The organism is Nocardia sp. GP40 (assembly GCF_050434125.1).
Classification (GTDB): Bacteria; Actinomycetota; Actinomycetes; order Mycobacteriales; family Mycobacteriaceae; genus Nocardia; species Nocardia albiluteola.
This window is the reverse complement of the sequence record NZ_JBNPVW010000003.1, coordinates 158,306-182,100: the sequence shown is the minus strand read 5'-3', so window position 1 is coordinate 182,100 and position 23,795 is coordinate 158,306. Positions and strand designations below refer to the sequence as shown.

The 23,795-nt window shown below is 68.6% G+C and carries 24 protein-coding genes and 1 pseudogene; 9 read left to right on the top strand and 16 right to left on the bottom strand.

Going from position 1 to position 23,795, the window contains the following annotated elements; all coding sequences use genetic code 11:
- Window positions 1-77: 77 nt before the first annotated feature.
- A complete protein-coding gene (locus ABH933_RS09950; RefSeq protein WP_429416206.1) occupies window positions 78-560 on the top strand; it encodes a B-4DMT family transporter in 483 nt (160 codons plus the stop codon).
- Between the two features lie 205 nt (window positions 561-765).
- On the opposite strand, the gene aroB is transcribed toward ABH933_RS09950, so the two are convergent.
- The 4 genes and pseudogenes from aroB to ABH933_RS09930 all read right to left on the bottom strand — a co-directional run bounded on the left by aroB (window position 766) and on the right by ABH933_RS09930 (window position 5,481).
- A complete protein-coding gene (aroB, locus tag ABH933_RS09945) occupies window positions 766-1,905 on the bottom strand; it encodes a 3-dehydroquinate synthase (RefSeq protein WP_429416203.1) in 1,140 nt (379 codons plus the stop codon).
- Window positions 1,906-2,813: 908 nt separating this feature from the next.
- Window positions 2,814-3,332 (bottom strand): annotated as a pseudogene (locus tag ABH933_RS09940) (shikimate kinase); the annotation flags it as partial.
- The gene (aroC, locus tag ABH933_RS09935; protein WP_429416200.1) at window positions 3,329-4,552 is read right to left on the bottom strand and encodes a chorismate synthase; all 1,224 of its coding nucleotides are present in this window, start codon (window positions 4,550-4,552) and stop codon (window positions 3,329-3,331) included. The pseudogene ABH933_RS09940 and the gene aroC, both read right to left, overlap by 4 nt.
- Before the next feature lie 362 nt (window positions 4,553-4,914).
- Complete coding sequence (locus ABH933_RS09930) at window positions 4,915-5,481, bottom strand: prepilin peptidase (RefSeq protein ID WP_429416196.1); 567 nt, start codon at window positions 5,479-5,481, stop codon at window positions 4,915-4,917.
- A gap of 220 nt (window positions 5,482-5,701) precedes the next feature.
- Here ABH933_RS09930 and ABH933_RS09925 point away from each other — a divergent pair, with 220 nt between their 5' ends.
- Genes ABH933_RS09925 through nusB form a run of 3 tightly spaced genes read left to right on the top strand, consistent with a single transcriptional unit; the run spans window position 5,702 to window position 7,958 of the window.
- Window positions 5,702-6,823, top strand: coding sequence for a M24 family metallopeptidase (locus tag ABH933_RS09925; protein ID WP_429416193.1), 1,122 nt, complete (start codon window positions 5,702-5,704; stop codon window positions 6,821-6,823).
- Window positions 6,824-6,864: 41 nt separating this feature from the next.
- Window positions 6,865-7,428 carry an elongation factor P gene (gene efp, locus ABH933_RS09920; RefSeq protein WP_215920940.1) on the top strand — a complete coding sequence of 188 codons (564 nt, stop codon included), beginning with the start codon at window positions 6,865-6,867 and terminating at the stop codon, window positions 7,426-7,428.
- A 20-nt stretch (window positions 7,429-7,448) separates the two neighbouring features.
- On the top strand, window positions 7,449-7,958 hold the full coding sequence (nusB, locus tag ABH933_RS09915) for a transcription antitermination factor NusB (RefSeq protein ID WP_429416190.1): 510 nt from the start codon (window positions 7,449-7,451) through the stop codon (window positions 7,956-7,958).
- 172 nt (window positions 7,959-8,130) lie between these two features.
- Here the strand turns inward: nusB and ABH933_RS09910 are convergent, their stop codons facing one another.
- On the bottom strand, window positions 8,131-9,111 hold the full coding sequence (locus ABH933_RS09910) for a quinone oxidoreductase family protein (protein WP_429416187.1): 981 nt from the start codon (window positions 9,109-9,111) through the stop codon (window positions 8,131-8,133).
- 87 nt (window positions 9,112-9,198) lie between these two features.
- Between ABH933_RS09910 and ABH933_RS09905 the strand changes: the two genes are divergently transcribed.
- From ABH933_RS09905 to ABH933_RS09895, 3 genes are all read left to right on the top strand, one after another.
- Window positions 9,199-9,789 carry a TetR/AcrR family transcriptional regulator gene (locus tag ABH933_RS09905; RefSeq protein ID WP_429416184.1) on the top strand — a complete coding sequence of 197 codons (591 nt, stop codon included), beginning with the start codon at window positions 9,199-9,201 and terminating at the stop codon, window positions 9,787-9,789.
- Window positions 9,790-10,019: 230 nt separating this feature from the next.
- On the top strand, window positions 10,020-10,214 hold the full coding sequence (locus ABH933_RS09900; protein WP_429416181.1) for a hypothetical protein: 195 nt from the start codon (window positions 10,020-10,022) through the stop codon (window positions 10,212-10,214).
- Window positions 10,215-10,309: 95 nt separating this feature from the next.
- Window positions 10,310-10,498 (top strand): hypothetical protein, encoded by a 189-nt coding sequence (locus ABH933_RS09895; protein WP_429416179.1) that lies wholly within the window; start codon window positions 10,310-10,312, stop codon window positions 10,496-10,498.
- Between the two features lie 200 nt (window positions 10,499-10,698).
- On the opposite strand, the gene ABH933_RS09890 is transcribed toward ABH933_RS09895, so the two are convergent.
- Window positions 10,699-11,358, bottom strand: a complete 660-nt coding sequence (locus ABH933_RS09890) for a TetR/AcrR family transcriptional regulator (RefSeq protein WP_429416176.1) — start codon at window positions 11,356-11,358, stop codon at window positions 10,699-10,701.
- Window positions 11,359-11,606: 248 nt separating this feature from the next.
- On the opposite strand from ABH933_RS09890, the gene ABH933_RS09885 reads away from it, so the two are divergent.
- Window positions 11,607-12,545 carry a metal-dependent hydrolase gene (locus ABH933_RS09885; protein WP_429417759.1) on the top strand — a complete coding sequence of 313 codons (939 nt, stop codon included), beginning with the start codon at window positions 11,607-11,609 and terminating at the stop codon, window positions 12,543-12,545.
- On the top strand, window positions 12,545-13,705 hold the full coding sequence (locus ABH933_RS09880) for a hypothetical protein (protein ID WP_429416174.1): 1,161 nt from the start codon (window positions 12,545-12,547) through the stop codon (window positions 13,703-13,705). Before ABH933_RS09885 ends, ABH933_RS09880 begins: the two co-directional genes overlap by 1 nt.
- A 269-nt stretch (window positions 13,706-13,974) precedes the next feature.
- Here ABH933_RS09880 and ABH933_RS09875 read toward each other — a convergent pair whose 3' ends face one another.
- From ABH933_RS09875 to ABH933_RS09830, 10 genes are all read right to left on the bottom strand, one after another.
- Complete coding sequence (locus ABH933_RS09875) at window positions 13,975-14,190, bottom strand: hypothetical protein (protein WP_429416171.1); 216 nt, start codon at window positions 14,188-14,190, stop codon at window positions 13,975-13,977.
- A gap of 140 nt (window positions 14,191-14,330) precedes the next feature.
- A complete protein-coding gene (locus ABH933_RS09870; RefSeq protein ID WP_429416168.1) occupies window positions 14,331-15,593 on the bottom strand; it encodes an SLC13 family permease in 1,263 nt (420 codons plus the stop codon).
- 32 nt (window positions 15,594-15,625) lie between these two features.
- Window positions 15,626-15,763: a hypothetical protein gene (locus tag ABH933_RS09865; RefSeq protein WP_429416165.1), complete on the bottom strand. Its 138-nt coding sequence runs from the start codon at window positions 15,761-15,763 to the stop codon at window positions 15,626-15,628.
- 147 nt (window positions 15,764-15,910) lie between these two features.
- A complete protein-coding gene (locus ABH933_RS09860; protein WP_429416162.1) occupies window positions 15,911-17,071 on the bottom strand; it encodes a serpin family protein in 1,161 nt (386 codons plus the stop codon).
- Window positions 17,072-17,423: 352 nt separating this feature from the next.
- The gene (locus ABH933_RS09855; protein ID WP_429416160.1) at window positions 17,424-18,446 is read right to left on the bottom strand and encodes an alcohol dehydrogenase; all 1,023 of its coding nucleotides are present in this window, start codon (window positions 18,444-18,446) and stop codon (window positions 17,424-17,426) included.
- A 193-nt stretch (window positions 18,447-18,639) separates the two neighbouring features.
- Window positions 18,640-20,301, bottom strand: a complete 1,662-nt coding sequence (locus ABH933_RS09850) for a hypothetical protein (RefSeq protein ID WP_429416158.1) — start codon at window positions 20,299-20,301, stop codon at window positions 18,640-18,642.
- 151 nt (window positions 20,302-20,452) lie between these two features.
- Window positions 20,453-20,749 carry a hypothetical protein gene (locus ABH933_RS09845; RefSeq protein WP_429416155.1) on the bottom strand — a complete coding sequence of 99 codons (297 nt, stop codon included), beginning with the start codon at window positions 20,747-20,749 and terminating at the stop codon, window positions 20,453-20,455.
- A 141-nt stretch (window positions 20,750-20,890) separates the two neighbouring features.
- The gene (locus ABH933_RS09840; protein ID WP_429416152.1) at window positions 20,891-21,610 is read right to left on the bottom strand and encodes an HD domain-containing protein; all 720 of its coding nucleotides are present in this window, start codon (window positions 21,608-21,610) and stop codon (window positions 20,891-20,893) included.
- 150 nt (window positions 21,611-21,760) lie between these two features.
- On the bottom strand, window positions 21,761-22,387 hold the full coding sequence (locus ABH933_RS09835) for an alpha-ketoglutarate-dependent dioxygenase AlkB (RefSeq protein WP_429416150.1): 627 nt from the start codon (window positions 22,385-22,387) through the stop codon (window positions 21,761-21,763).
- Window positions 22,388-22,774: 387 nt separating this feature from the next.
- Window positions 22,775-23,617 (bottom strand): hypothetical protein, encoded by an 843-nt coding sequence (locus ABH933_RS09830; protein WP_429416147.1) that lies wholly within the window; start codon window positions 23,615-23,617, stop codon window positions 22,775-22,777.
- Window positions 23,618-23,795 lie beyond the last annotated feature (178 nt).

The window sequence follows — 23,795 nt, the reverse complement described above, 5'->3', positions numbered from 1 at the left end:
GCCGCGCCGCGACGCAATGATATTTCTGTAACCGGTTATTGTTTTTTCGAATCCTCCGGCACGTTAGGGTGGTCGACATGAATGCGTGGGTGTTACGCGCCGTAGTCCTCGGGGCGCTGACCGTCGTCCTGCGGACCGTGCTGGGCTTCGGGATGATCTACTGGCCGACCCAGGGTTCCTGGATGCGGTTGCTGTGCCTGATCGTGCTGGTCGCGACGGGTGTGGTGTGGGGTCTGGCCGACGGCCGGGGTGATCGGCGGGCCAATCCCGATCCGGAGCGCGGCGGCGTGGATCTGACCATGCGCTGGCTGAAGGCGGCCATCGCCGGCGGCCTCGGCTCTGCGGTGGTGGCCTGGCTGCTCGATTTCGTCCCGAAGTTCGATCTCGGCGACAACGGGCTGGGCTTCGAGATCACCGCGGGCGCCGCGTTCATTTTGCTGATGATCTTCGTGCCGGCCATGATCGGCGTCGCGGCCGGCCGTTTCCTGGTCGCCAGGGAGAACACCAAGGCCGCGGCCCGCACCCAGCCGCCGGCACCCGCCGCCGCCACTCCTGCCTGAGCTCTTCCACGCTCGAATGATTCACCCGCGCTGGGTAATCCCGGCGCCGGGTTGACCGGACGATGAAATGCCGCCCCGGACATAGTGTCCGGGGCGGCATTGTCGACCTCGATGAGTGTGCGATACCGGTCGGACGACCGTTCCGAGGCGTTTGCCCAGGTGCCGTGGGAGTCGAGCCGGCGCCCAGCTCGAAGATGGCGGCGTCTTACAGCAGTACCGCGCCGCTGCTGGGTGCGTCCTCCCGGGCGATGGTGGCGTAGGCGGCGGCCAGCAGCGCGGGGTCGGGGCCCTCGAGGCGGCCGGGCTTGGCCAGGCCGTCCAGCACAACGAAGCGCACGATGCCCGCGCGGGTCTTCTTGTCGGTCTGCATGGTGTCCAGCAGTTGCGGGAGCGCGTCGGCGTCGTAGGTGGTCGGCAGGCCGACGCTCGCGAGCACCGCGCGGTGCCGGTCGGCGGTGGCGTCGTCGAGGCGGCCCGCGAGGCGGCCCAGTTCGGCGGCGAAGACCAGGCCCACCGATACGGCCGCGCCGTGCCGCCAGCGGTACCGCTCGCGGCGCTCGATGGCGTGCCCGAGGGTGTGGCCGTAGTTCAGGATCTCGCGCAGGCTGGATTCCTTGAGGTCGGCGGCCACCACATCGGCCTTGACCTGGATGGCGCGGCGCACCAGCTCGGGCAGCATATCGCCGGTCGGGTCCAGCGCGGCGGCCGGATCGCGCTCGATGAGCTCGAGGATCACCGGGTCGGCGATGAATCCGGCCTTGATGATCTCGGCCATGCCGGCGACGATCTCGTTGCGCGGCACCGTTTCCAGGGTCGCCAGGTCCACCATGACCGCTGCCGGTTCGTGGAAGGAGCCGACGAGATTCTTTCCGGCCTCGGTGTTGATGCCCGTCTTGCCGCCGACCGCCGCGTCGACCATCGCCAGCAGCGTCGTGGGCACGTGAATAACCTGCACCCCGCGCATCCAGGTGGCGGCCACGAAGCCGGACAGGTCGGTGGCCGCGCCGCCGCCCAGGCTGATCACCATGTCCTGGCGAGTGAGTCCGATGCGGCCCAGCACCTCCCAGCAGAACCCGGCCACGGGCAGATCCTTGCCCGCCTCGGCATCGGGGATCTCGATGCGATGTGCGTCGATCCCCTTGTCGGCCAGGGCCGCCCGGACCACCTCGGCCGTCTCGGCCAGCGGCGGCTGATGGAAGATCGCGACGGTGCGCACGCCGGGGCGGCCGGTGACCTGTTCGACGAGATCGCCCAGCAGCCCGCGCCCGATGATGACCGGGTACGGATCGGCGGTGCGAACGTCGATGCGGGTCGGCTCGGCCGGGTCGATGGTGCGCTCACTCATGCGCTCTGCTCCGATTCTCGTTGTGCTCGTATGGTGCGTGGGCGCCGCGCGTGGGCCCGCCGGGAGCGGCCGGACCGTGCCGATGCGCCGGAATTCTGTTGTGCGGCGGGGGAATCAGCGTCTGATTGGGCCGGTTCCGAGGCATTCGCCGCAGTTCGTCGCGCCGGATCCGATGCGGCCGCCGTCGTCCGTGCCGCCGGATCCGATGCGGCGGCAGCGGTCCGTCCTGCCGGATCCGGCACGGCCGCAGTGGTCCGTCGTGTCGGGTCCGATGCGGCGGCAGTGGTGCGTCCCGCCGGACCCGGTAGGGCTGCCGCGGGATCCGAGCTCGGGGCGGGCGGACCGGCGGGGCGCCTCGCGGCCCGGTGGCCGCGCGAGCGTGCCGAACGCTGCTGTGCCGCACCGGTTGCGGACTCGGCGGTCTTCGCGGGCAGGGGCGGCGTTCCCGAGAGGGGTGCGCTCGGGAAACCGCTGTCGCATCGTGCCGAACCGGAGCCCGATTCGTGCGCTGGGCTCCGGCCGGACTGCGTGTCCGCCGTGGATGGTTCGGTTTTCCGACCGGTCGGGGACGATTGCCGGTGTTGCGGCGTCGCGGCGTTCGGGCCTCTCGAGCGGCGGCGGCCCCCACGGCGTGAGCGGCGGGACCGATGGGGTGCACCGGACGCACCCGCGGGTGAGTCTTGCTGTGCCGCACTCGAATCGGCGACGGTGTCGGTGGGTTTGCCCCCGGTGCTCTCGGGGGTTCCACCGTCCTGGCCGCGTGTGGCGGGCGCGGTGGTGGCGGCGGCGCGGTTGGCCCCGGAGCGCCCGCCGCGGCGGCGTCGCCGCGACCGCCGATTCGCGGCGCCCGAGCCCTCGGCCGGTCGTGCCTGTGTCACAACGGGTTTCGGCTCCGCCGGTTCCATGCCCAGCCGCGCGAGGATGTTGCGAACGACCCGGCCGGGACTGCGCCCCTCGGTGCGTACCCGCACCGAGGCGACCTCTCGGTAGAGCGGACGGCGAGTGCGCATGAGTTCACGGTATTTCGCCGCGGGGTCGGCGCCCGCCAGCAGCGGCCGATGCGTCGTCGCGCCGGTGCGCCGAAGTCCCTCCGCGACACTGATTTCCAGATACACGACGGTACGGTCGCGCAACAGCTCGCGGGTCGCTGTCGACAGGATCGCGCCGCCGCCGAGCGAGACGATGCCGCGCTCGGCCAGGACCGCCCGGCGCACGACGTCCTCCTCGATGCGCCGGAACTCGGGTTCGCCGTCGGCGGTGAAGATCTCCGGGATGGTGCGACCGGTCTCGGCCTCGATCACGGCGTCCGTGTCGACCAGTTCGGCGCCGAGTTCGCGCGCGAGTTTGCGGCCGATCGTGGATTTTCCAGCTCCCGGCGGGCCGACCAGCACCACGCTCGCCGGGTGCGGGCCGGGCTCGGGGGTCATGAGCTGACCGAGGTGGTGGGATCTGGGGCGGACGGCATGTGCGGACGCGCACTGAGCCGTTTCAGGTAGCTGGTGAGGTTGCCGACGGTTTCGGGCAGCGAGTCGCCGCCGAACTTCTCGAGCACGGCCTGCGCCACGACGAGCGCGACCATGGCCTCGGCGACGACGCCCGCCGCCGGGACCGCGCACACGTCCGAGCGCTGATGGATGGCCACGGCCTGCTCGCCGGTGGTCATGTCGACCGTGGACAGCGCGCGGGGCACCGTGGAGATCGGCTTCATCGCCGCACGCACCCGCAGCGGCTCGCCGTTGGTCATGCCGCCCTCGAGGCCGCCGGCGCGGTTGGTGGACCGCAGCACGCCGTCGGGGCCGGGACGCATCTCGTCGTGGGCGGCGCTGCCGCGGCGTCGGGCGGTCTCGAAGCCGTCGCCGACCTCGACACCCTTCATGGCCTGGATGCCCATGAGCGCGGCGGCGAGGCGAGAGTCCAGGCGGCTGTCGCCGCTGGAGAACGAGCCCAGCCCGACGGGCAGGCCCTCCACCACGACCTCCACGACACCGCCGAGGGTGTCGCCGTCCTTCTTGGCAGCCTCGATCTCGGCGATCATCGCCGCCTCGGCTTGCTTGTCGAACGCGCGCACCGGACTCTCATCGATCGCGGGCAGATCCGCGGCCGTGGGCACGACACCGGCGGGGGCCGCCGCGGTACCGATGGAGACCACGTGGGAGATGACCTCCACGCCAAGGGCCTGGCGCAGGAACGCCTTGGCGACCGCGCCGGCGGCCACCCGCGCCGCGGTCTCGCGGGCGCTGGCGCGCTCGAGGACCGGGCGCGCGTCGTCGAAGCCGTACTTGAGCATCCCGGAGTAATCGGCGTGGCCCGGCCGGGGACGGGTCAGCGGCGCATTGCGGGCCATATCGGCCAGTTCGGCCTCGTCGACCGGGTCCGCGGACATGACCTCGGTCCACTTGGGCCACTCGGAATTGGCGATCTCGATGGCGATCGGGCCGACCTGGGTGCGACCGTGCCGGACACCGCCGATCACGGTGACCTTGTCCGCCTCGAACTTCATCCGCGCGCCACGCCCGTAGCCCAGGCGGCGGCGGCCCAGCTGCTCGGCGATATCGGCAGAGGTCACCTCGACCCCGGCGACCATCCCCTCCAGGATCGTGACCAGGGCGGGACCGTGGGATTCTCCGGCAGTTATCCAGCGCAGCACGCTTCACATCTTTCCACGTCAGCGCGGCCACCCGGACATCTGGCCCGCCCACGTGCCGGATCAGCCGCCTGTGTCGGCCACCCGGATCCGCAGCTGGGCGGGGAAATCGCAGCTACACGGCCGTCGCCGTGGACCCGCGGGCGGATTCGTGCCCGTGCCCTGTGTACGGCGTTCCCGGTGACGTCGGCGAGCGCGCTGTCGTCAACGCACGACGGGCGCGGCCGAGTTGCGGCACTGTCCGAGGCCAGGCCGGATTCGGCGCCGAATGCCGCAGGGCTGGGTTGCATGTGGACGAGGCAATCGGCGCTCGGGGTGTCCGGACTATGGCGTGGGGCGGCGTGCCCGCGACCGGCATGCGGGTGTCAGCGAGTCATCAGCAGCGCGGCTACGGTCGACAGGCACATCGACGGTCCGTGCGGCACAGCCGAATCCGGGGGCGAGGCCCGGGGGCCGAGCCCGGCCCCACGATCACGTCCGGCTGCCGTCGCGCGTCCCTCGCACCCACTCACATGGTCCCGCTGCAGGCCGCGGCGTCGGTGCGTTCGGATGTCGAGCCGAGGGGTAACGCGTTGCCAAGGAACGAGTAATGCCGCACCAGCGACGGCCGTCAGAACCGGGGCGATGATCGCGGCCCACACCCATGCCTGGGCGCCACCGCAGGCCGCAGCGCCGCCGAGGCCGAGCGCCAGCTTCACGTCTCCCGCGCCGATCGCGGCGGGCGAGATCAGATGACACGCCAGGTAGGGGAGCGCAAGCAGCAGCGCGCCCGTGATCGCGGCGCCGGCACGACCGGTTGCGATTGCGAAGGCGAGTACGCCCACCGCGCCGGTGACGGTCAACGAATTCGGCAGGCGCCGCTCGCGCAGGTCGATGGCGCTCAGCAGCCCACACCACACCACCAGGGCGGCCGCGGCGGGGAGAAGCGTCATGCCGCAATCGTGCCTGCGGGAGGGGTGCCGCGGGGCCCTCGATCGCGAAATGTGGATAACTCCGCGCATGTGGATAGGCATCGATTACGAATCAGGATGTCGAACGCATTCTTGCAGGTGCTCATCCAGACCTGCCGTGGTGGAGCCGGACGGCGCCCTGGGGATGCGTTGGGGATATGACATGACGATGCCACGGCCCGGCAGCGGTAGCGTTGAATACATGTCTGCTGATCCCCACGCCCGGATTCCGGATCATGCCGCCCGCCGGGCAGCGCTGCGTGACCTGCTCGTGGAGAACGGGGCCGATGCCCTGCTGGTGACGGATCTGATCAACATCAGATACCTGACCGGCTTCACCGGATCCAATGCGGCCCTGCTGGTGTATGCCTGGGACACGGCCGAGGACCGCACCGTGATCTGCACCGACGGCCGGTATATCACCCAGGTCGGCGAGCAGGTGCCCGATCTGCGCGCGGAGATCGCGCGGGCGAGCGCGCGCCGGATCGTGGAGTTGGCGGGTGAGTGGCAGACCGGCCGGGTGGGGTACGAGAGCCACATCGTCACCGTCGACGAGCATCGCGGATTCGTCGCGCAGGCCACGGGCCTGGAACTGGTCGCGGCGCCTGGGCTGGTCGAGCAGCTGCGCATGGTGAAGGACGGCTACGAGGTCGAACAGCTGCGCGCGGCGTGTGCGGCCGGTGACGCCGCACTGGCCGCGCTGATCGAGCGGGGCGCGCTGCGGCCCGGCCGTACCGAGCGACAGGTCGCGCGCGACCTGGAATGGCTGATGTTCGAGCACGGCGCGGACGCCGTGGCCTTCGAGACCATCGTCGCCACCGGGGTGAATTCCGCAGTGCCGCATCACCGTCCGACCGATGCGGTCCTGGCGACCGGGGATTTCGTCAAGCTCGACTTCGGTGCGGTCGTCAACGGCTACCACTCGGACATGACGCGCACCCTGGCGCTCGGCGCGCCCGACGATTGGCAGTGTGAGGTGTATGCCCTGGTCCGCGAGTCGCAGCGGGCCGGTCGCAAGGCGCTCAAGCCCGGGGCGGGCTGCGCAGAGGTGGACGCGGCCGCACGCGGGGTGATCGAGGCGGCGGGGCACGGCGAGCTGTTCGTGCACGGCCTCGGCCATGGCGTGGGCCTGCGGATTCACGAAGCGCCCGGACTCGCCAAAACCGGCACGGGTACACTGCTCGATGGCGTGGCGGTGACCGTCGAACCGGGTGTGTACTTCCCAGGCCGCGGCGGTGTCCGGATCGAGGATACGCTCGTGGTACACGAGGGGGGTTCCGAGCTGCTCACGCTCACCAGCAAAGACCTGATCGTCGTCGAGTGACGCCGGTCGCGGTAAGGACCAGGACAGGAGATCCGAGGACAGTGGCGGACACCAGCGACTTCAAGAACGGCCTCGTGCTGAAGATCGACAATCAGCTGCAGCAGATCGTCGAGTTCCAGCACGTCAAGCCGGGCAAGGGGCCCGCCTTCGTGCGCACCAAGCTGAAGAACGTGATGTCGGGCAAGGTTGTCGACAAGACGTTCAACGCCGGAGTCAAGGTGGAGACCGCCACCGTCGACCGCCGCGACATGACCTACCTGTACCACGACGGGCAGGACTTCATCTTCATGGACGGCGAGACCTACGACCAGATCCACCTGGGCGAGGGCGTGCTGGGCAGGTCGGCCGGCTTCCTGCTGGAGAACATGCAGGTGCAGATCGCGATGCACGAGGGCGAGGCGCTGTTCGTGGAGCTTCCGGTCGCGATCGACGTTGTGGTGACCCACACCGAGCCGGGCCTGCAGGGCGACCGGTCGAGCGCCGGTACCAAGCCCGCCACCGTCGAGACCGGCGCCGAGGTGCAGGTGCCGCTGTTCATCAACCAGGGTGACAAGCTGCGCATCGATACCCGCGACGGCTCGTACATCAGCCGCGTCAACTCCTGACCCGGCTGATAATGGTAAATGTGGCCGATAAGTCGGGGGACAAGAAGTCCCAGTACAAGAAGTTCGGTGCGCGGCACAAGGCCCGCCGCCGGGCGGTGGACCTGCTGTTCGAGGCCGAGGCGCGCGATGTGGACCCGGCCGATCTGATCGACGAGCGGGTGCAGCTGTCCACCGGTGACGAGTCGGTCGCGCCGGTGAATCCGTACACCCGGACCCTGGTCGAGGGCGTCGCGGACGATCTGGATCGGGTCGACGGCACCATCGAGTCGTACCTGCAGGAGTGGACGCTGTCCCGGCTGCCCGCGGTGGACCGCGCGATCCTGCGCGTGGCGGTGTGGGAGCTGTTCCACGCCAACGATGTTCCGCCGGTGGTCGCGGTGGACGAGGCGGTGGAGCTGGCCAAGGAGCTGTCCACCGACGACTCGCCGAGCTTCATCAACGGTGTGCTCGGCCAGGTCGTCCAGGTGGCGCCCCAGGTTCGCGCCGCCGCGGCGGCGACCCGCTCCACCGGACCCACCGAGCGTTCCTGAGCTAGCCCGAACCGCCCGCGCCGCTTCGAGATTCGGCCGGGCGGTTCGTCGCGTCACGGGCCGGATCCGGTATCGCGCTGTCGCCGAACCGAATCCGTGTCACGTCGATCGCGCACGCGACCGGACACCGGCCGCTGTGCCGGTGTCTGTCCGCGCGATGCGGGCAATCGCGCTATCCGACAGCTCGATTCGGCCGCAGGATGATGGTTCCCGTCGTGGCCCGCTCCTGGACGAGGCGGTGCGCACGCGCCGCCTCGTCCAGGGGGAGCACCCGATCGATGAGCGGGGTGATGAGTCCGGCGGCCGCGTGATCCAGCACGTCCGCGCGGGTGGCGGCGACCCGGCCGAGCCACGCGGGACCGGTGCAGGAGGTGTAGGTCAGGCCGCGGAGGGCTAGATCGGCCGGTGTGATCGCGGCGGGCGCTCCCGACAGCTGGCCGTAGCCGAGCATGCGCCCGGTGGCCGGGGTCATGACCTCGAGGAGGTCCCGCGCGGTATCGCCGCCGAAGGCGTCGAAGACGACGTCCACCGTGGTATCCCCGAGGATTTCGCGCAGCCGCTGCGGCCAGCCGGGGGCGCGATGGTCGACGACCTCGTCCGCGCCGAGCGCCCGCGCGCGGTCGGCCTTGTCGCCGCTCGCGGTGGCGATGACCCGTGCGGCCCCGAATTTTCTGGCCAGCTGCGTGAGATAGCCGCCGACACCGGACGTCGAGACCTGCACCAGGACGGTCTCCGCGCCGGTCAGCGCGGCCCGGTCGAGCAGGGCATGCGCGACCGAACCACCCATCAGCACGGCCGCGGCGTCGTCGTCGGAAACGCCGTCGGGGATCGGGGTGGCGAATTCGGCTGGGACGCGGGCCGATTCCGCGTATGCGCCGGTGCCCGCGGTCGTCGCGACCACCCGCGCGCCCAGCAGTTGCGGGTCCACGCCGGCGCCGATCTCCGCGACCGATCCCGTCACCTGGAAACCGAAGATCTCCGGCAGTGCGGCGGGCATCGGGAAGGCCCCCGAGCGCAGCAGGGTCTCGGCGTAGAGGACGGGAATCGCCGTGGTCCGCACGACGATTTCCCCGTGTTCGGGGTGCGGTTCGGGAGCCTCCCGGGGCTGGAGCACCTCGGGCTCGCCGGCTGCTGTCATTACGATTGCCTGCATCACAACTCCATAAGTGGACTGACGGTCAAGTTGATAGCAACGACGATATGGACCGCCGGTCAAGTTGTCAACGAGAGAAGAGGTGGAATGGTCGACGAGCCCCGCAAGGAACGTGCCGATGCCGCGCGCAACCGGCGCGCGATACTCGCGGCGACCGCGGCGCTGCTGTACGAGCACGGCGCCGAGGGCATCACGATGGAGCGCGTCGCGGCCGCTGCGGGGGTGGGTAAGGGCACGGTCTTCCATCGGTTCGGCAGCCGCGCGGGCCTGCTGCACGAGTTGATGCGCGAGCGCGCGGTCGCGCTGCGGGAGGCGGTCCAGCACGGCCCGCCGCCGCTGGGGCCCGGTGCGCCCGCGCGGGAACGGTTGCTGGCCTACTTCGACGCGATGACCCTGCTGATCGCGGACAATGTCGAACTGGTGTTGGCCTACGAGGCGATGCCGGCGCACCCGGAACGCAACGAGATGCACGCGTTTTGGGATGCGCACATCTCGGCGCTGCTGCGTGAGGTGCGGCCCGATCTGGACGAACACACGGTGGGCGCGCTCCTGATGGCCTCGCTCGGCAGCGAGGCATCCCGGCGGATCGTGCAGGAAGGCGGCCGGGAACGGCTGCGTGCGGGCATGCGCGAACTGGTTATCGGAGTACTGGACAACCGGCCGATAGTTGCACAGTGACCTATGGCGCGGGACGCAACCGCAGCGAAGGCGCAGTTCGATGACCTGCGGCTTCGCCAGGAGTTCATCTGTGCGGGCGCGGCCTGGAGCGTGTCTCACCCCGACCGTCCTGCAACCGACCCGTCGCCGCCACCTCACACCGGCGGCCCGCATCCAGGTCGGCGCAATCGCGCGCTGACACCAGGGGTTTCGTCCCGTGGGCAGCAGCCGTCATCCAGCAGTGTGCGCTCATGCGCATTGCACTCGCGGTGCTCCCGCCGTTGCGGCGGTCTCGGAGACCGGATCGGAGTCGTCGGTCCGGTGCCGAGTTCGCTGCTCCACAACTGATGTCGTTGCGCGCCACCGACGTGCAGCAACTGGTCACCGACGTCGCCGAGGCGCTGCCCCCGGGCGGAAGCTTCGTCGTCACCTACCGAGACACCTGACCGGCGAACATCGCGGCACCGACCGCTTCATCCCGGTCCGCCACACTGCCGATCAGATCCGCGCCTGTTTCCTGGACGACGTCGACGAGACCACCGTGATGGTCTACGACCTCTTGTACACCCGCCACGACCGCACGTGGCAATTGAAGACCGGTAGCTACCCGAAGCTTCGGCTGCCGCATCAATGGCTGACCGATCAGTGCCACACTGCCGGCCTGATCGTGCGCCACACCGAAACAACGCCACACGGTCTGCAGGTTCTGCACACCGTCAAAGGCCTTTGACCTCGCCCGCCGATACCACACTCGATGCCCCGGCTGAGCGAGATCTGCTCCAGGAAACTGTCGGGGCCGATTTCGTGTGTCGGACCCGGACCGACTTCGGCGCCGGACCGGGTCTTCAGCAACGGGTGCCTCTATCGGGCCTGGTGCCGATCGGGCCCGGGATCGAACATCCCTGGGCGGGATCGGGATTCACCCTGCAGTCAGTTCCCGACGGTGTCGAAGGTGCCCGTCTGGCCGACTTTCACGTCACGGCCAGGTTCCATTTGGGCGATGATGGCAGCGCCCATCCAGCGTCGCAGATATCGCCGGAGGTCATCGTCGCTGCGTGGTGGATTGCCGGGGGAAACGAAGAACGACTGCATCGTTCGCAGGAGATATTCGACGAGCTCGTGAAGAGATGCTTCGTCGTACCCGTAGCGCTCCCAATCAACGTCGAAGCGTTTGATCATCGTCATTCCGAAGGCGCGTGCCTCGTGGGATGTGAGTGCCTCGTGGTCGACGTTCGAGTAGGTGGCGGTGAGCAGAATGCCGAGGTGCGGAATTCGGCGAACCTCGGCCAGCGTGTACACCACTCCCTCGGTCATCGCCTCGACCGGGTCTTCGATGCCGCTTACCTGCTGTGTCAGTCGATCGAGAAATCCGTCAACCGAGGCGATCGCCGCAGCCCTCATCAGAGCATCCGCACTGGGGAAGTATCGGTACACCGTCTGACGGATGACACCCAGCGACTCCGCGACGTCGGCGATGCTGATCTCCGACCCCGTTCGCCCGATCAGATCGACTGCGGCAGCGACAATCCGGCTGGATGCTTCTTCATCGCTGCCCGGCGGACTCCCACCCCACCCGCGCCTGCGTGCCACTGCCTGTCACCTCGGCTCGAACCATGTCGGTCGCGCACGAAACTCCCGCGTCCACAGTCGACCGACTATCCGGATTAACGGCCGAGGCTACCACAGTGACGCCCGGTCGCCTCTTCGGTGGGATCCGAAACGGCAGCGCCGATACCTATCATACATATGGACGAGTTGGTGTATGTTCACTGTGGCTTCGGAGCATCCGTGCGAGGCCACCGGAGCAGCCCACTCCCGAAAGACGAGGTATCGCCAAAATGACGGATCTGCATGTGCGAAGGATGAGTTTCGCGTTCGAGGACTACGACGTTCCCTTCCTGTGGAACGAAGAAAATCCGGCCTTCTCGAGCATGGCCAACGCTGTCTCGTTCCTGGCGATCGGCTTCGAAAAGATGATCGTGAAGATGATTCTGCAGACCAAGCCGCTGATCACCGATCCCGCAGTCGCGGAGGAGGCCGACGCGTTCATGCGTCAGGAAGGCCAACACTCGGCCGCTCATCGCCAACATGTCAAGGCCCTGATCAGGCGGTACCCGGGACTTCAGGAGACCTTCGACGACGTGGTCGGGGCATTCGACCGGCTCACCGCGGAGACCTCGCTGAACTACCGACTGGCCTACACCGCCGACCTGGAAGCGACCTTCACCTCGGTGTTCAAGCTGATGCTCGACAACGACTCGACCCTGTTCCGGTCCGGAGACGACCGGGTCGCGTCACTGTTCATCTGGCACTTCGTCGAGGAAGTCGAGCATCGAAGTTCGGCTCTCATCATCTTCGATTCCGTGGTGGGTAGCGACATCTACCGGATGCGGATGGCACCGTCGATCTTCCGGCACGTGATGAAAGTCGTCAGGTTGGCTTGCGAAGGTTTCAACGAGCATGTCCCGGTAGCGGACCGCAAGACCGATGCGATGGCGATGTTCGCCTCCTACCGCTACCAGCAGCACCTGCGAAAGTGGCTACCACGGCTCAGCGCACAGAACAACGGGCCGATGACGCGCGCGTTCGATCATCTACCGCTCGGCGAACAACTCACCGCGTTGCGGGGCATTGTGCGTAGCCAATTGCCTAAGCACAACCCGGCCCGCGAGAAACTTCCCGCACTCGCCGACGTGTGGTTCGAGCGCTACGACGCCGGCTACGACGTCTCGCACTGGTACACCGCCGAGACTGTCGCATCTCCGGAGATGAACTGATGACCGATCATTGCCCACCCACCTTCGACCACCTGGCGACGGCGCTGGGGTTCTCATGTCAGCGCGCCGGTGGACCCGTCGAGGTCCGTAACCCGCTGGCGTTGGAGAACTGGACCCTGCCGGTGCTCGAGTTCACCGTTGTTCTGGGCGCGGTGCTCGCCCTCGTGCTCGCAATCGTTCGCCTGCGCCGACACGGCGATCCCACGAACCTGGTGCTGTGGTTCGGTGCCACCGCGTACCTGTTCATCATCGAACCGCCGCTGTATTTTCCGGCAGCCTTCGGTATCGGAAAACACGTCGACACGATGTTCGCACACAACGTGTTCACGGTGGACTTCCTGTGGGGCCGGCTTCCGCTGTACATCGTCGCGATCTATCCGTTCATGGCCACAGTGGCATACGAAATCGTCAGAATGCTCGGTGTTTTCCGCCAATACGGCATCCTCGTGGGCGCTGTCTGCGTCGGCTTCGTTCACCACGCCTTCTACGAGATCTTCGACCAACTCGGACCACAGTTGCGATGGTGGGAGTGGTCGACCGCGAACCCACTCAACCAACCCATGTTCGATTCGGTTCCGCTGCCGAGCGTGGTCGTATTCGCCGCATTGTGGCCGATGTCGCTGGCATTCTGCGTCCAGTGGTTCGTAGGTCGCGCTGTCGACGGAGGCCGGCACTTCTCCGGTCTCCAGTTGGTGTGGCGCACAATGGTGATCGGTGTCCTGGCATCGCTGGGCACGTTCATCCTCCCGCTCCCGGCCACAGTTTTCGGTATGGAAAGCACCACGGTCAGGGGATTCCTCTACGCGGTGGAACTGGTCGTCCTCACGCTTGTCGCGATTACGATTCTGGTCCGGCAATGGTCGCGGCTGCGCCGGGAAGCATCCGATGTTCCCCGGTACACCAGCGGCCCCATCCGCTCCTACAGCGTGGTGTACCTGTGCGTTATGGCGTTGCTCTGGGTCACCGCGTTGCCCGACTTCTTCGGCGCCGTCCACGGTGTGACACACAAGGGAGACCCCGTGGGGAATCTCTGGTACACACTTGCCTGCTTCACTGTCGCAATACTCTGCATGATCGCCACATTCACTGTGCCGCACAGAAAAGCCGAGGAGAGCAACAGTCCTGCCGCCGTTGAACACATAGCAGCCGACTCGGCATAGCCGACCTGGCTCGAACGGCGCTTGGCTGAGTCGGTGTCGGCAGATCCCTCTCTGGAACCAGGCTGAAACACAGGAGGTCATCCCTCATCCGTCACGGATAACCGCGAGTGTGGTACAACCCACTGACACGAAATCTGTTGCTGCACAACATCAAACCGGTTTGTCGGCACGTTCGCTGCGTTCGCGGTGACGGGTTGCGGCGCGCTTCCCGGTGACGCCTCATGCAGGTCGAGCTCGAGCAGCCGTGATGGATGTGACCGCGGTGGTCCTCAGCCCGCGGAACCGGTCGGTGCCGGGGCCGGGGCGGGCGCATGCGGACCGTGGCCGTTGAGCAGCTGGCGGCAGTAACCGTCCGAATGGCCCGAGTCCTTGCAGTTCTCCCACTGGACCTGGCCCTCGGTCCACGCGTCCGCCGAGGCGATCGGCGCGGAGATGCCGATCAGGCACGCGAAAACCGCGGCCGCGGCAATACCGAATTTCTTCACAATGAACCCCCTGGTGATGCAATACGTAATTGTCGTCGAGCATGCCATGCGATCGCGCCGCCGGACAAGCCGTTTCGGGCCCGAGTGCCAGGTGTGCCCGAGTGCCGGGCGGGCCCGGTGTGGGGTGGGCCCGGCTCCGGTTACGTGACCAGCAGTAGTCCGCCAACTGCCGCTGTTGTGGCGACGACGGCCAGCAGCAGCCCGGTGAGAACGAACCGAAGCGGCGGTACCCGCACTCCGTGGGTGCGGCAGAACTCCAGGCACAACAGGGTCGCGAGCGAGGCCCACGGCGTCACGACGGATCCGATGTTGGTCCCGAGCAGCAGCGCGAGCAGCTGGTTGTGGTCGGCCGCCGGAACGACGGCCTCGCCCGCGGTGTACGCGGGCAGATTGTTCGCGACATTGGACAGCCCGGCCCCGGCGCCCGCGGTCCGGAATGCGCCTGCCGCACCGGGATTCGTCCCGATCAGCCCGCGCATCAGATCCGAGAGCCCGAACCGGCTGAGCGTCGGCACCACCAGGAACAACCCGACCACGAAGACCAGCAGTTGCCAGGGGATCAGCGAGGGCCGCAGGGCGGACCGATCCAGGACCGCGAAGGCGAGCACCGCCAGGGCCGACGCCGCGAGCGCGGCCAGGCCGATCCGGTCGCCCACGAACGGGATCGCGACGATGAACAGGGTGCACGCCCCCGACGTCGCGTACAGCAGAATGCGCCCGCGCCGGTCGGCGGGCCGGACGGGTTCGGGCGGCAGATACCGGTCCGCGTCGCGCCGCCCGCGCCGCCAGTAGAACACCCACAGGCACGCCATCGTCGCGGCGATCGACAGCAGCTGCGGCAGCCACATTCTGGCCGCGAAGCCGGTCGCATCGAGCGCCACCCGATCGGCCGCCAGCAGGTTGGTGAGATTCGAGACCGGTAGCAGCAGGCTCGCGGTGTTGGCCAGCCACAGGGTGGTCATGGCCAGCGGCAGCGGGGTGATGCGGGCCGGTCCGGCCAGCGCCAACATCACCGGGGTCAGCAGCACGGCGGTGGTATCCAGGTTCAGCAGCATCGTCGTCGCGGAGGCGAACAGCACGCACAGACCGAACAGGGCCGGATAGTAGCCGCGCCCGATGATGGCGAGGCGGTGTGCGATCACATCGAAGACCTGCGCGCGCCGGGCCAGCTGTGCCAGCACGATCACGCTGCCCAGGAACAGCAGCAGCGGCCCGATGCGGCGCATGTTCGCCGCAGCCTGCGCCCGCGGCAGCAAACCCGTTGCCACACATAGCAATCCGGCCAGCAGCAGCGCCAACCGGACACGGTCGAGGACGCTCAGCCCGCGCAGCCTTCGCCACGCCCGTGCGCGCGCGACAGTCTCCGGTGGGGTACGGACATCGGAGTCGAGCTTCCTGGGCACCAGGCCATCTTCGCATCGAGCCCCGTCGGCCATCACGTCACGGCTGGCGGCGAAACCTCGGCGATCCGTGCGCCCGGCACCTGTGCGGCCGGCGCGGGCGCCTGGTCGCGGATCAACGCCGCAACCCCGCCGAACTGCCCGATCGCGGTCTCGACGTGGACGCCGGGCACTCGCCCAGCACGGCCGATGCCGCACCGACGAACTTGATCGCCCGACGCGGTGCTCGTTCGCTGGATGCCGATGCCGTCCGTGGCCTGGGTGAGCAGAATGTCGGGGGCCGGCTCCCGAAGCGGCCGGCGGCCCGCACGGCGGTGTACTCAGGCGACCGGCTCGGCGACCCAGCCCGCGACGACGACCAGACCGGTGGGCCGGTGCACGGCCAGAAAACCGAAAGGGCGGTCGAAGGTGACCGCGAGCTCCACGGTGTCGTGCGGGCGCCGCACCGCGGCGGCGAGGACCATGCCGACCGCCGTGACCGCGGCGGCCTCGAAACCCTCCCTGGTGAACCGGGCCCGGGCATGCTGTGCGGCCTGGTCGACGCGCAGGGGAGTGGCGGACATCGCCGGGAAGTGGCCGCTGCGCGGGTCGGTGGCGGTCCGCAGTCCGAACAGGTCCGGGTCGTCGAGCAGACTGTGCGACGAGCGAATCTCGAAGGGCGGCAGCCGGATGTGCAGGTCGTCGGAAATGGCCCGAGAGTGCCGCAGCGCCACTCCGGGGGCCGCTGCGGGGTCGGAATCCGCGGTGCGAACCGCGAGTGCGGGGCGCGCCTCGATCGAGCCGTCCAGGGCGCCGAGGCCGGCCGCGAGCGTCTGCGCGGGCGAGCCGTCGCCGAGCAGCAGATGCACATCGAGATCGCCGATGCCGCGCACCGCAACGCGGGTCACCGGATCCGGCGCGATCAGCACCGAGGCGTCGGCGAGATCTTCCGAGTAGCGCGCCAAACCCGGCCCGCGATGTCCCGCCCACGGGCCCGACACGGGTTCGAGCACGTCGTCGTCGAACGGCGTGTGCCACGCGGTCTTGGCGACGATGGCCGTTGCCAGCACCAGCAGGGTGTCCTCGTCGATGGTGATCGGGAATCGCTCGATCAGGCCGCCGGTGTACCGGTCGGCCCAGGCGTCCAGCGCGGCCTGTCCCGTCAGCCGCCCGACGGTGCCCTCCGGTAGCGAGCGGACCCAGTCCTCGCGCAGGTCGATCTCGTCGGAGACCCACGCGCCGAGCGCGGCCGAGATCGACTGCGCCCCGGCGAGTTCGGCGAGCAGTGCCAGCGCCGCGGCCCGGGCGTGCGCGGCGTCGATCCCGGTCGCGGCGGCGAGTTCGGAGCGCGCGGGGTCGTTCGCCGCGTCAGCCAGGATGCCCAGCAGCGGCCACACGCCGCAGCCGGACAGCACGAAATCGCCGGAGGCGGCGAGCCGGCGACACCAGCGGCCCGTCAGGTCGTTGGCCGCGGCGACATGCGAGAGAAGGCTCGGCTGCACAACGTTCAGCCTAATGATCGGCCGCGGGTGGGGCCGTGGTCGTGGGAGATGGTGGCCCCGGAACCCTCGCCGACGGGTGTACTGGGACGGCGGGGGCGTGCCGCGGCCGCATCGGGCGGGTCCGCGGTACCGGGGTCGCGGACCATCCTGATACCTCGAGCGCACTCGAGGTCAAATCGGGCATTCGCCGAAGACGCGGCCGGGGCCGGTGCGCATCGTCGCGATATCGTGAGCGGCGCACTCTTCGCTCGATTTCCAGGAGGCTTGCAGATATCGGTACACCCGCGACGCGGCTGCACGAACTGCAGGGCCGGGCCTGCAACCCCGCGGCAGGCATGGACTGTTCGATGAGTCAGCGGGTGGTGAGCACCATTCGGAAGCGGGCCGCGCCGGACAGCATCTTGTCGAACGCCTGGGTGACCTCGGCCAGCGGCATGACCTCGTTCATGGGGCGGATGTTGTGCAGGGCACTGAACGCCATCGTGTCTTGAACGTCCTGCGCCGTGCCGGAGGGGTGTCCACGGACGACCTTGCCGGCCATGAGCAGTCCGGTGGGGTCGATCCGCAGGGGTTCGGTGTCCAGGCCGATCACGGTGAGTTCGCCGCGGGGTGAGAGCCCGTCCATGGTTGCGGCGACGGCGGCGGAGTTCGCGGCGGTCGCAATGACGACCTTGGCGCCGCCGAGGGACTGCAGGGCGTCAGCAACGGAGGTATCCGCGGTACTGTCCACATAGTGGTGCGCGCCGAGCTGCTTGGCGAAGTCGGCTTTGCCGGCCCCGCGGGCAATCGCCACGGTCTCGAAGCCCATAGCGACCGCGTACTGAACTCCCAGATGGCCGAGCCCGCCGATTCCAAGCACGGCGACCAGGTCACCGGGGCGCGCGGAGCTGCGGCGCAGCCCGTTGAACATGGTGACACCCGCGCAGCCCAAAGGTGCCGCGTCGGTGGCCGACAGTGCATCGGGGATCCGGGCCAGAGCGTCTGCCGGTGCGATCACGGTCTCGGCGTAACCCCCGTCGTACGCCCATCCGGGGACCTGGAGATTTACGCAAACGATGAAGTCACCCTGCCGACAGGGCGTGCAGTGGCCACAGCTACCGCCGAACCATCCCACGGCAACCCGGTCGCCCACCTGCCAGGCAGTGTCCGTTCCCTCGCCGAGCTCCTCGACGCGGCCCGCGATCTCGTGTCCGGGGACCACGGGGAACCGGAGTCCTGGCAAACCGCCGCTGGCGAAGTAGGCGTCGCTGTGGCAGATCCCGCAGGCCTCCACGGCGATGCGGACGTGGCCGGGACCCGGCCTGGACATCTCGCGTTGGACAAGCTGAAAGGGGCTGTTGGCGGCGGCCACCTGCGCGGCCTGGTATGTGCTCATTCGAATGCCTCCTGTTTCTGATCCAACGGCTTTCCCGAGATTCAGTAGAGGTTTCGCAAGCTTCTGGGAATCGATCTCCGATTCGACAATGACGATACCGAACTGAGCCCCCTGTTTCCCTTCGGGTGACGCCTCGCAGTTCTTTTCATCCTGCGCCGCGATCACGACCGACCGGGCCCTTGTTCGTGTCGCGCTAGTTCTCGATCGAACGGTCGGGGCGTTCCTCGGTGGCTGCGGCGGTCCCGTTCGATCCGGGCACGGCGGCGGTATTGCCGTTCGATCCGGCCGCGGCGTTGCCGCCCGGTAGTACTCGGAAACCGTTGTGCCAGTTCGAGACCGCTGCCTGTGCGGGGTTCCGGAGGGGCGAGCGAGCCGGGGTCTCCTGGGTTTCGGGGGATTCGGCGTCCAGATCGCCGAGGATGCGGCTGATCGTGCGGGTGCTGGTACCCAGTTCGGCGGCGATATCGGTGATGGAGATGTTCGCCGCGCGCATGTCCCGGACCCGGTCCCGGACGGCCGGGTCCCGTCGGTATTGCCGTGGAGGGCCGGATTGCGTTGCGGTGGAATCGCCGGAGGGGGTTTCGGTGGCATCCTGCTCCGAGAGGCGCGCCGGGGCCGGTTCCGGTGATGTGGGGTGGTCCGGGGGCGTCGTTGGTGCCGAGTCGGGCGTTGCCGAGGTCTCGTGTGTCGACATCGACGGCCCCGGGGTCGCCGAAGAGGCGGCTGATGCGGCGGTCGTGGCCGGGGCGGTGAGTATCGGCAGCGGCATCGTCGCCGGCAGCGACGCGGGTGCCATCGGCGCCATCGCCTGCAATTCCGGTGACTCCCAGGACTGTTCGGACCGGTCCGCTGTGATCGCCGCACCGTTGGGCGTTGCCTGCGCAGGATGCGCACCGTTGGGCGTTGCCTGCGCAGCATGCGCACCGCTGGGTGTCGCGTACGCCGGATGCGCGTCCGGTGCGGATGCCGCCGCCCGAGTCGCCGTGGGCGCCTGGGACGGCGGCCCCTGCAGCTCCTCGTCCGAGGTCCACGGGTTGGGCAGCTCCAGCTCGAGCAGGGTCCCGGTGCTCGACAGGATGCGCAGGTTGTCCATCAGGACCGCGCGGGGCGTGCGGCTGTTGTCGACCAGCCCGCCGTCGTCGACCGCGCGGCGCATCGCCTTCTGCAGGCGGCGCCGGGCCCGATTGACCCGCCGCACGCCGGCGCCGGTGTCCCGCAGGGTGCGGGCGCGGTCGGCGGCGAGGGCGACGTCGATGAGGCGGCGCTGCTGCGCGGCCTCCCCGGCGGTGCGGTCCGTGGGATCGGCGAACCCGAGCCGAATGAGCATGCGCTCCGGGGTGATTCGCCAGTTGATGCCGCCCATGCCGCTGCGGCGGCGCTCGAGGGCCATGCTGCGTTCCCAGCCCCACGCCGCGACCAGCGGCGCTGACAGACGGATGAGCACCGTGCCCAAATTGTCGGCATCGGTCGCGGCCAACACGGCCGAGAGGCACGTCAGGACCCACATCGCGACGCCGTCGATGCCCGCGCTGCCGCTGACCTGCTGGGCGCTGCGGGCCCGCAGCGCCGAGGTGAGCACCATGATCTCGAGGAACGCGAAGAACATGATGCGCAGCGACAACGTCAGATGCAGCGACCTGTCGAAGAACACCCACATGCCCTGGGCGCTGACCCCGGTGGCGATCGCGGCGGCCACCAGCGTGCCCGCCTGCTCCCCGGTGACCCCGCGGCGCCGGGCAGACCGCACCACCCAGACCACGCCGCACACCACCACCAGCGCCCCCAGGGCGGCCAGGACCGTCGTCGCGAGATGTGCCTGCAGGGTCGCCGCGAACCGATCGATGCCGTTGCCCACCTCGCGAGATCCTTCCTGCCGCAATCGCCGGGCCGGGTGATGGTCTCGCGTTCTCGCGCACCTCGCATCCCGAACCGACGCAAGGGCAGTGAGTTTACCGGGGCTTCGGCCATGCCGCTGAGGGGGATTCGAGGCGCGGAGGTTTGTTTGCCTATGTCCAGCAGGGTGAATCGGGCGAGGGAGGTGCGGTGGGCGCCCACGAGGAGCGGTCGGCGTCGCGATGCCAGTCGGGCACCGTGCCGCCGAAATAGATGACCAGCGCCCAGAAGTATCCGTCCTCGTGCAGGATGATCTCGGTCTCGGAGGACAGGTCGTGCCCCCGCCATTTCCGGTTGATCCGGGCGACCGCCTCAGCCTCGGAAATACCGAAGAGCGCGACCATCTCGTCGCGAATGTCGTTCAGCAGTCGGACGACATCCGAGGAGGTCGGCATGATGTAGGTGCTCACGGTTCCGGTACCTCGAATGCTGTCCGGCTACGGGCACGAATGCTCGGGATGGGGTGCGAGACTCAATTGTGCCACTACGCGCAATTGCGCCAGGACGAATTCGCGAGTGGGAGTGGATAACTCGCGCGCATCGGGGGAGCTTCAGTTCTCTCGCAGGATCGCTGCGAAGCGCTCGTCGGCGAGATCGAGTTGCTCGAGGATGTGCTGCTTGACGTGGGGTGCGAGGGGGGTGTCGGCGCGGGTGACGAGGTCGCGGTAGACGGCGGTGAGCGGGCGGTATTTGATGGCGAGGCGCTGCATGGCGGGGGCGGTGGCGTACAGGATGCCGACGCCGTTGTCGGTGAAGTCGGATAATTTCACCACCCGTGCCCAGGGATCGCGGTCCAGGCTCGAGGCGATGTGGGTGCGATACTGCGCGTTCCAGTCGACACCCGGTTCGCGCGGTGGGTTGGTGACGGTGGCGACGATATCGGCGACCCGCCCGCCGAAACGCTCGCGCAGCGTGGCGAGGGCCGCCTCGGACTGGGTACCGGCGCCGTTCACGGCGGTGGCGAGTTCGGCCGTGTGATCCTCCACTGCGTCGTGCAGCAGACCGGCGACCACCAGGTCGGTCTCGTGGACCTCGTAGTGGCTCACAATGCGGATCGCCACGCGCAGCAGGTGATTCAGGTACGGCTCGCGGCCGTACCGGTCGTCGCGGTGCAGGTCGGCGGCGAGGGCGAGCGCCTCGTTCACCCGCTCGGGCGCGGCCAGCTTCGCAGACTCCAGTTCGAGCCGCCGTCGCAACCCCTCCTCGCCGTGCACATCGCTGATCGTGTGCAGCGGCATCACCGCCAGAATTCCCGCCCCGGTCGCATTCATGACCTCAATCTAGTGGGACGGTCCGACAGGATGCCTAAACGGATTCTTAAATCTCGGCTGCGCGCGTCGGTCTTGCCCCCGCCCGCGTGCTGGGCAGTCGCAGTCGTCGGTTGGTTTCAAGCGCTTGTGCCGTCCGGGGCGGGTTCGCCGCTATCGCACCCCGCGCGGGCGGAACTGGATGCTGATCCGGGGCCCGACCGGGCGGCGCGTCTTGGGTATCGCGTGCTCCCACGTTCGCTGGCACGAGCCGCCCATGACGATCAGGTCGCCGTGGCCCAGCTGATACCGCAGGCTCTCCCCGCCGCCGCGTGGGCGCAGCAGCAGTGCGCGCGGCGCGCCGACCGAGATGATCGCGACCATGGTGTCGTCGGTGGCGCCGCGGCCGATGGTGTCGCCGTGCCAGGCGACGCTGTCGGCCCCGTCGCGGTAGAAGCACAGGCCCGCGGTGCGAAACGGCTCGTTCAGCTCGCGGAAGTAGTACTCGCTCAACGCGTTTCGCGCCTGGTCGAGCACCGGATCGGGCATCCGCTCGCCCTCCTCGTAGAACCGCAGCAGCCGCGGCACGTCGACCATCCGGTCGTACATCTGGCGCCGGTCCGCCCGCCACGGCACGCCGTCGACGAGCCGATCGAACAGCTGATCGGCGCCCCGCAGCCAGCCCGGCAGTACATCCACCCACGCGCCCGCGGTGAGCTTCGTCCGGCGCACCCCATTGAGCGGGCCGAGCGCGATAACCTCGAACCCGTCCAGCAACGAACCCTGCAGCGGTGTCGGCATGCGCTCGAATCTACGTGCGATCGAACATATGTTCAAGCTCTTCGAACTCTAGCGAGAAGATGCGGTGGTCGAGCGGGATCAACCCAAGTTGACAAGCACTATCTCGGTTCTCCAGAACGTCACCCAAGACGTCACAGCAGCGCAGGGCAGGGTGCAAGACACCGAGCGCCCATAGCCCGTCAACGGCGACCGGGCCACCGCGCACTACGTACAACGCAGGACAGGTCGCTACCGTCGACGGGCCAGCCGAACACACGCAATTCGGCATGTGTGTGCGTTCGCTGGTGAGTCGACCCGAGCGCAGGCCGTAGCCGGGCATCGGCGCGCGCCAGCGGCGTGAGCGGATGCCGCGGGTTCTGTGAGTCTCGCGTGGTATCCAGGCATCGCTCAGCTGGTTTCGGGTCCGGCGAGGCTGGCGTAGGGCACGGTCCGGTCCCGAGGCCGGGACAGATGCAATGCGGCATGGTAGGAGCCCTCGGTCTCCTTTCCCGTGGGGTCGTTGCCGGTCGCGGCGACGGCCGCGACGGCGTAGCGCTGTTCGTCGGGATCGGTGAATCGACGTTGAACGACCGTGCGCTCCGAATCGACCTCGGTGACCAACCCATGCTCGGCCAGAGCGTCGGCGATGGGCTGGTAGGAGCCGGTGCGCAGCACGAACGCGGCGACCCACACCGGTTCCTTTGCGGCGTACAGCAACTGATGGATGGTGCGGGCGGTCAGGAAGCTCGCGCCACCGGTCACGGTGATCAGACCGGCGGCTCCGGCCGCGCGCAGCAGGGCCGCGGAAGCGGTGTCGGTCTCCAGATTCTCGGAGAAGCCGGCGTCGAGCAGACCCACGGCCAGCGCGTAGTCGATCGCCGGGGCGGCGATATCCAGCCCGACCACCGGCACGGCATCGTCACGGCGACGAGCGGCGTAGAAGTCTCTGTCGGACTCGATCAGTTCGGCCGTGTCCAGCGCGGCCACCCCCGGGGAGGTATAGCGGGCGTACAGGTCGGCGAGGGTCAGGTGGTGGTTGAGCAACGCCGCATTGATGCCGTACGAGCAGCACAGGTCCAGCACCGTTACCGGTCCCCATCGTGCGCGTGCCGCGGCCAGACGGCGGAATACTGGTTGGGCATGCTGCGGGGTCTGGTAGTCGAACCGGCCGAGACCGCCGAAGAACCCCCGCGGGTCCGGCTGGTCATAGATGTCGTCGAAAGGTGTTCTGCCTCCCGGGATTTGCGTCATACCTCGATGTTGGCACGGCAGGCGCCAGCAGGTGATCGCAAATGGATTCGCCACACTCGCGCAGCAGACCGGCATCACCTCCTGAATCCACACTCGCCGACCGGTCCCATTCTCGGCCTCGGCCCCGCCGGGGTGGCGGCCCAGCGTGCTCGCCGATCCGCATAATCAGCTCACGGGT